This is a genomic window from Rhodococcus mengyinensis, from assembly GCF_048381435.1.
Classification (GTDB): Bacteria; Actinomycetota; Actinomycetes; order Mycobacteriales; family Mycobacteriaceae; genus Rhodococcus_F; species Rhodococcus_F opacus_D.
On sequence record NZ_JBLWIT010000053.1, the window covers coordinates 26923 to 34101 of the forward strand.

At 60.9% G+C, this 7179-nt stretch carries 5 protein-coding genes; all 5 read left to right on the forward strand.

The annotated features are described in order from the left end of the window. Positions 1–18 precede the first annotated feature (18 nt). Positions 19–1185, forward strand: coding sequence for an acyl-CoA dehydrogenase family protein (locus ACNJ7E_RS10490; protein WP_016881736.1), 1167 nt, complete (start codon positions 19–21; stop codon positions 1183–1185). A gap of 115 nt (positions 1186–1300) precedes the next feature. Further along, the gene (locus tag ACNJ7E_RS10495; protein WP_016881735.1) at positions 1301–2914 is read left to right on the forward strand and encodes a GMC family oxidoreductase; all 1614 of its coding nucleotides are present in this window, start codon (positions 1301–1303) and stop codon (positions 2912–2914) included. 120 nt (positions 2915–3034) lie between these two features. Further along, positions 3035–4651 carry an AMP-binding protein gene (locus tag ACNJ7E_RS10500; protein WP_016881734.1) on the forward strand — a complete coding sequence of 539 codons (1617 nt, stop codon included), beginning with the start codon at positions 3035–3037 and terminating at the stop codon, positions 4649–4651. Between the two features lie 370 nt (positions 4652–5021). Next, complete coding sequence (gene fdxA, locus ACNJ7E_RS10505) at positions 5022–5336, forward strand: ferredoxin (protein WP_016881733.1); 315 nt, start codon at positions 5022–5024, stop codon at positions 5334–5336. Between the two features lie 907 nt (positions 5337–6243). Beyond that, positions 6244–7179: IS701 family transposase (locus ACNJ7E_RS10510; protein WP_418338726.1), on the forward strand; the 936-nt coding region annotated here is incomplete at its 3' end.

Genomic DNA, 7179 nt, shown 5'->3' on the forward strand with positions numbered 1-7179 from the left:
TCAGGAAGGTGTGTACCGGTGGACTTCTCGAATGATTCGGACCTCGACCTAATTCGGGAGGGTGTGCGTTCCGTCTGTAAGAAGTTCGACGACGAATACTGGGCTGAACGAGATGCACGTCACGAGTTTCCCTGGGACTTCTACAAGGCACTTGCTGACGGTGGCTGGATCGGTATCGCGATTCCCGAAGAGTACGGCGGCAGTGGCCGTGGGTTGCTCGAGGCATCAGTGATCTTGCAAGAGGTGGCGGCATCCGGTGCAGCCATGAACGGATGCAGCGCGATCCATCTGTCGATCTTCGGTATGCATCCGATCGCTCTGCATGGATCGGAGGAGCTCAAGCAGCGCTATCTACCGCGAGTGGCCTCGGGTGACCTCCACGTCGCGTTCGGGGTGACCGAGCCTGACGCAGGCACCGAGACTCTCGCAATCAAGACTCGCGCCGTTCGCGATGGTGATTCATACATTGTGCGTGGGCAGAAGGTTTGGACATCCAAGGCGCAGGACGCCGATCGCGTTCTGCTCCTCGTTCGTACCACCCCGGTCGAGGAATGCGAGCGTCGAACCGACGGTCTGACGTTGTTGATGGCCGACCTGCGAGACCCGGCGGTGACCATCACCCCGATCTCGAAGGCGGGACGAAATGCGGTCGCCTCGTGCGAAACCGTCTACGACAATTTGGTCGTCCCGGTGAGCGATCGAGTGGGGGAGGAGGGGAAGGGTTTCAAGTATCTGCTCGACGGACTCAACGCTGAGCGGATCCTGATCGCATCCGAAGCGGTCGGAACAGGAAAGGCTGCCCTGCGCCGCGCAGTCGCCTACGCGAATGAGCGTGTCGTCTACGGCCGCCCCATCGGGAAGAATCAGGGCATTGCCTTCCCGCTTGCCGACGCGCACGCGCGACTCGAAGCAGCCGAGCTCATCACGCGCCGCGCCGGATGGATGCTGGACCGCAAGATTCCGTGCGGACCCGAGGCGAATATGGCGAAGTACCTCGCCGCCGAAGCGGGGTTCCAGGCCGCCGACGTGGCAATGCAGACACATGGTGGCTTCGGCTATGCCGAGGAATACCACGTCGCACGTTACTGGCGCGAGGCTCGCCTCATGAAGATCGCCCCGCTTCCTCAGGAACTCGTGCTCGCCTACATCGGTCAGCATGTTCTCGGCCTTCCCAAGAGCTACTGAAAGTCGAAGGTCTCTTTACGAGCCCTTGAATCATTTTCAAAATCTGTTCAGAATCTGTGTCAAATTTGGTAATGTGCGGTGAGTCACATCGCTACGAGTCCTGGAGGAACCGCCGATGAACAACGAGGTCTTCGACTACATAGTCGTGGGGGGTGGCTCCTCGGGGTCTGTCGTGGCAGCGCGACTCGCCGAGGCGGGAGCCGGCGTCCTTCTGCTCGAAGCAGGGGTTAGCGATCGTCGAATCGACGTCCGGATCCCGGCAGCTGTGGCAGTGGCATACCAGAAGGTGAACTGGAAGTACCCCGCCGAGCCGGACCCGACACGTACGAGTCAGCCCGAAGCGTGGATGGCCGGCAAGGTCATGGGTGGCGGTGGGTCGATCAATTCCTGCGTATTCGTTCGCGGCAACCGATCAGACTACGACGGCTGGGCAAAGGAAGGGTGTACGGGCTGGGACTTCGAATCTGTGCTCCCTTCCTTCAAGCGTATGGAGACCTGGGAAGGCGGGGCCGACGGTCTTCGCGGGGGTTCGGGTCCCATCGCAGTGAACGTCCAGAGCAATCATGGTGAGGGCAACACGACCTTCATCGAAGCGTGCGTCCAAGCAGGCTATGCCCGTAATCCCGACTACAACGGTGCGAGCCAGGAGGGCGTGGGACTGGGGCAGGTCAACCACCGGCGTGGTACGCGGTCGCAGGCCTCGCGGGAGTACATGAGGCGGGTGGCGCCGAAGGGCAAGGTCACCGTCGCTACCTCGAGTTTCGTCCATAGGATCCTTCTTGAGGACGGCGCCGCAGTGGGAGTCAAGTACCGACACAAGGGCGTCGAGAAGCAGGCACGGGCCCGTGATGAGGTGATCATCAGTGCCGGCTCGATCGGGTCACCTCGCCTCTTGCAGCTGTCGGGAATCGGCCCGCGTGCGGCGCTGTCCGACGCGGGCGTCGAGATCGTGCACCACCTTCCCGGAGTGGGGGAGAACTTGCACGAGCACCCGTATCTGATGCAGCGCTGGCACACGACGATCCCGACCATCAACAAGATGCGGGTGGGCATGGTCGCCAAGGGGTTGGCAGACTACGTGCGCAATGGCAGCGGGATGCTCGCCATGACCATGGTCCAGGTCCAGTGTATGGGTCGCACTGACTCCAGCCTCGAAACACCAGATCTGCAGTTGCAATTCGTGCCGTTCGCGATCACGCGCGGCGTCGACGAGAATGGGATGTTCAACGTCCAGCCGGCGAAAGAGGAGGGATTCCTCGCATCCTCCACCTACCTCAAGCCGCGTGCCAGGGGTTCGATCACGCTGCGCGATTCCGCGCCGGACAGTATGCCCCGGATCTCGTATCAATTCCTTGCAGACCAGGACGATGTCCGTGACTGTCTGCGAGGACTTCGTGAAATCCAGCGAGTGATGTCGCAGCCGGCAATGGCCGCGATCACCGCCGGCCAAATGAAACCTGAGGCGAACTGCAGAACCGACGCCGACTGGGAACAGTATGTTCGGCAGACCGTTACGCCGTCGTACCATCCAGTGGGTACATGCAAGATGGGAGTCGACGACCTTGCCGTCGTGGATCCAGAATTGCGGGTCCACGGACTTCGGAATCTGAGGGTTGTCGATGCCAGCATCATGCCGACGATCACTACCGGGAATACCAACGCGCCGTCCATGATGATCGGCGAGCGGGCGGCCGAGCTGATACTCGGTGTACGTCACGCCGCCCCCTGACACATCAGCGAATCAGTGAAGCACAGCTGTAGCGGCCGATAGCCGCCTTTCTCCACAGGACGCCCTTCGCGTCCGCTCAACATCTAACGCAGTGGCGTGTAACAAAAGGGGAACATCACAATGGCTCTCGACAAACAGCGATCTGGTCGGGTTGTCGGCGACTGGCTCCGCGAAGAAGCGGCCTTCGACCCGGACAGACCGTTCGTCCAGTGCGCAAGCGACTGGGTTTCGCTCGGTGAGCTGGACCGACGATCTGATCGCGTCGCGGCCGGACTTCAGTCATTAGGAATCGAGAAGGGCGACCGGGTCGCGGTCAATTTGCCCAATCGACTCGAGTACATCGTGCTTATCTACGCAATCGCGAAGGCAGGTGCCATCCAGGTGCCTTTGAATACGTACCTGCGCGGTGAGTTCCTTCGGCATCAGTTGGTTCAGACCACACCGAAGGTCTACATCGGCGACAGTGCGGCAATGGAAATGCTAAAGCCGATCTTGTCGGAGCTGACTGAGAAACCGCAGCTCGTGCTGGTCGGGGACGCGGCAAGTACCAGCGCAGCTCAGGTGTCGCTCGCGTACAGTGAGTTGGAATCGAGCGCAACTGAGTTCGTCGCACCTACTCTCTCGCCGTCTGACGTCTGCGCAGTCATCTATACGTCGGGCACGACGGGTGCGTCCAAGGGGTGCACTATTACCCATGGTTACTACTGCAACCTGATCAACGTTTTCGTCGACTCAGGCTGGTACGAGAAGGGGGACGTGATTTTCGGCGCGAACCCACTATTCCATTTCAGCGGCCAAACCTGGTTGGTAGCAGCTGCACTGGCAGTTCGCGGATCCGTAATTGTGGAACCTGCTTTCAGTGCGAGCAAGTATATGGAACGCATTCGTGAGACTGGTGCGACGGCGGCAATGGGAATGGGCGCCATGGGCATGGCGATTCTCGCCCAACCGCGGTCGGACGACGACCGTAATCACAAGCTGCGGCACATTACGTTCATGCCGTCGACTGCGGAGTTCACAGCGCAGTTCGAGGAACGATTCGGGATTGCGCCATTCGCAGAGGTATTCGGGCAGTCCGAATGTTGGCCAGTGCTGCTCGGAGATCCGCGCGGCCCGCGCAAACCGGGAAGTATGGGCAAGCTGACGAAAGGGCTACAAGTCAAGATCGTCGACGACGACGACGTCGAGGTACCCGTTGGTGAGTCCGGCGAGATCGTGGTTCGTCCGGACGCGCCGTTCCGCCTGTTCTCTGGCTACTGGAACAACGACGCCGTCAGTATCGATACATTCCGCAACCTGTGGCATCACACCGGTGACAAGGGGCGGGTAGACGAAGATGGATACTTCTGGTTTACCGATCGGAAGAAGGATTCCTTACGTCGGCGCGGCGAGAACGTCTCCTCGGTAGAGCTCGAACAGGCGATCTTGCAACATTCCTCCATCTTGCAGGCCGCAGTGCATGCGGTGCCATCGGAGCTGAGCGAGGACGACATCAAAGTCTGTCTCGTTGTGACACAGAAGACTCAGATCGATATCGCCGATTTGTTCGAGTTCTTCCGTAAATCTGTTCCCTACTATGCGATTCCGCGGTATGTAGAATTCCTGGACGAGCTACCGGTAAACGTAAACGGCAGAGTGCAGAAGTTCAAGCTGCGCGACCGCGGGATCACCGACACCACCATCGATCTGGAGAAGCTGGGACATGTGGTTGCCCGGGCGGACCGGCGTCTGAGCTGACGTTTTCGCGTCGAGTTACCTTGCCGGCCCGTACTCTGATTTCGTCACAACCATCAAATTGTCGCGGAACGCCCGAATGGGGAGCGGAGTTGACGGAGACGGTCCTTGGCGGTGCGGCACGGACAGCTCTCCGTGCCGCTGCGAATCGAGAGAATGCCGGTGATGGAAGAGGCGCGTGGCGGCAGATACGCTCCGATCGTTGGAGATGTCCGCGCCAAATAATGACGTGCGTTTACAAGATTGCCTGCGAATGTGGGGCGAGGTTCGCGAATTCCGGGCGAGCTGGCTTTGTGTAACCGATGCGTCTTGGCAGATCAGGATCGCTCGTCACTCACACCGAACATAGCCACAGATTGTTAGGAGTTAAGGCGTGACCTACGTTGTCGCCGAACCCTGTATCGATGTCCTCGATAAGGCGTGCATCGAAGAATGTCCGGTGGACTGCCTTTACGAGGGCGGCCGCATGCTATATATCCATCCGGATGAGTGTGTCGATTGCGGTGCCTGCGAACCGGTATGCCCTGTCGAAGCAATCTTCTACGTCGACGACCTGCCGGATCAGTGGAGTGTCTACGCCACCGCAAATGTTGAATTTTTCGAGGAGTTCGGTTCGCCGGGTAGTGCAGCGAAGTTGGGCAAGATAAACCGTGATCATCCGGCCGTGGATGCGCTACCCATGGCCTAGGAAGGTTCCGCGGCGGTCGGTTACTTGGACGAGATGATTGCGACCAAGATTGCTCCGAAATTTTGCGGATCCCGCTGCTAGAGTGGGAGCGTCCTGTGCCGGGCGGCGGGGTGCCTGTTTCAGGCCCTCCTGGAAGGACTCTACCCGCAGCTCGCCGCCGATGACATTTCCGTCGCGGTGACATATGTCAAGGTCCTTGAGCTCGCTCCCCAGCCCTATTATTGATCGGCGCAGCCGGTATGTACGGCTTCCGTATCTGCCGGGTGGGCACCGCGCCGAGCCTTTCGCCGCGGCGCAGGGTGAGTTGGTCGAGCAATCCCAGAGCACGCGCGATGGACGATGACCTGGGACCAGGGTACGGAGATGGCGCGGCACGATCTGTTCGGTCATCTGTTCGCCGAGGGTGTCTACTTCGCCCATGCCGCCTCACCTTGGTTGCATGGCACGAACGAAAATACGAACGGATTGCTTCGGCAGTACTTCCGGCTGATACGAAAATTAAGGAGACCACAGGAGGCGACCGGGTGTACGCGGGAGTCTCCTTGCAGCGCGGATCAGCGAAAGCCCTCGAAGGCCTTCGGTGGACTTCCGCCAACGACGTGAGATGTTGGGTTGCTGGCGAGTTCAGTCAGGTAATGGTGACGTGATACCCGAGTTCCTGTAGCTATCGGATCGCCGGTCCTTGGTTTCGGCCGGGGTTCGGTTGGCGAAGTAATCGGCGCCGGGATCTCGATACACATCACCATTGGTGAGCATGTTCCATGCTGCGACGAGCAATTGCGTGTTCGACCGCGACCAGTTCGCGTGAGGCGCCCCGTCGGGCCGCGATGCGGCGGTACTTCGCCGAGAACTAGGTGCCCTTAATACTGCAACGGCACTTGCTTGACAGGTAGACGATACTGATTGTGTGGTCCTCGATCTGGTTGCTGCCGAGTTGGAAGCGTTGCATGAGCGGATCTCCGGTCGGTTCGCCCGGTCGGAGCCGCGGTCCCGAGTCCGTGAATATGTGACGGGTTTGGTTGCAGGTCTGGAACGCAAGAACGGGTGGACCCTCGCCGAGCGCGCCGGCGAGATCAGCCCGGACGGGATGCAACGGTTGCTGCGGCGCGCGGACTGGGACGTCGACGGCGTCCGCGACGACGTCCGTGACTACGTGGTCGAACGCCTCGGCGATCCGGCCGGTGTACTGATCGTCGACGACACCGGATTCCTCAAGAAAGGCACCCGCTCGGCCGGGGTGCAACGCCAGTACTCGGGCACCGCCGGACGGGTGGAAAACTGCCAGATCGGCGTCTTCCTCGCCTACGCCAGCGGCGCCGGCCACGCCTTGATCGACCGGGAGCTGTACTTGCCCGAATCCTGGACCTCCGACCGCGACCGGTGCCGCGCCGCCGGCATCACTGACGACATCGAGTTCGCGACCAAACCGAGACTGGCACAACACATGATCGAACGCGCCCTCGACGCACAGGTCCCGTTCTCCTGGGTCACCGCGGACGAGGCCTACGGGCAGGTGAAGTACCTGCGGGTCTGGCTCGAGGAACGCGATATTTCCTACGTCCTGGCCACGCGCTGCAACGACGACGTGTTCACCCCGCACGGTCGCGCCGGTCGCGCCGACGAGATGATCGCCGCGGTCCCGGCGAAGCAGTGGCGCCGGATCTCCGTCGGCGACGGCGCGCACGGCCGGCGCGAATACTCCTGGGTGCGGATCCCGATCCGGATCGCCTGGGCACCCGGGCGCGGGCACTGGCTGCTCGCCCGCCGATCCCTCTCCGATCCGACCGAGATCGCGTACTACATCTGCGCCGGACCCCGCCGCACCACGCTCACCGAACTCGCC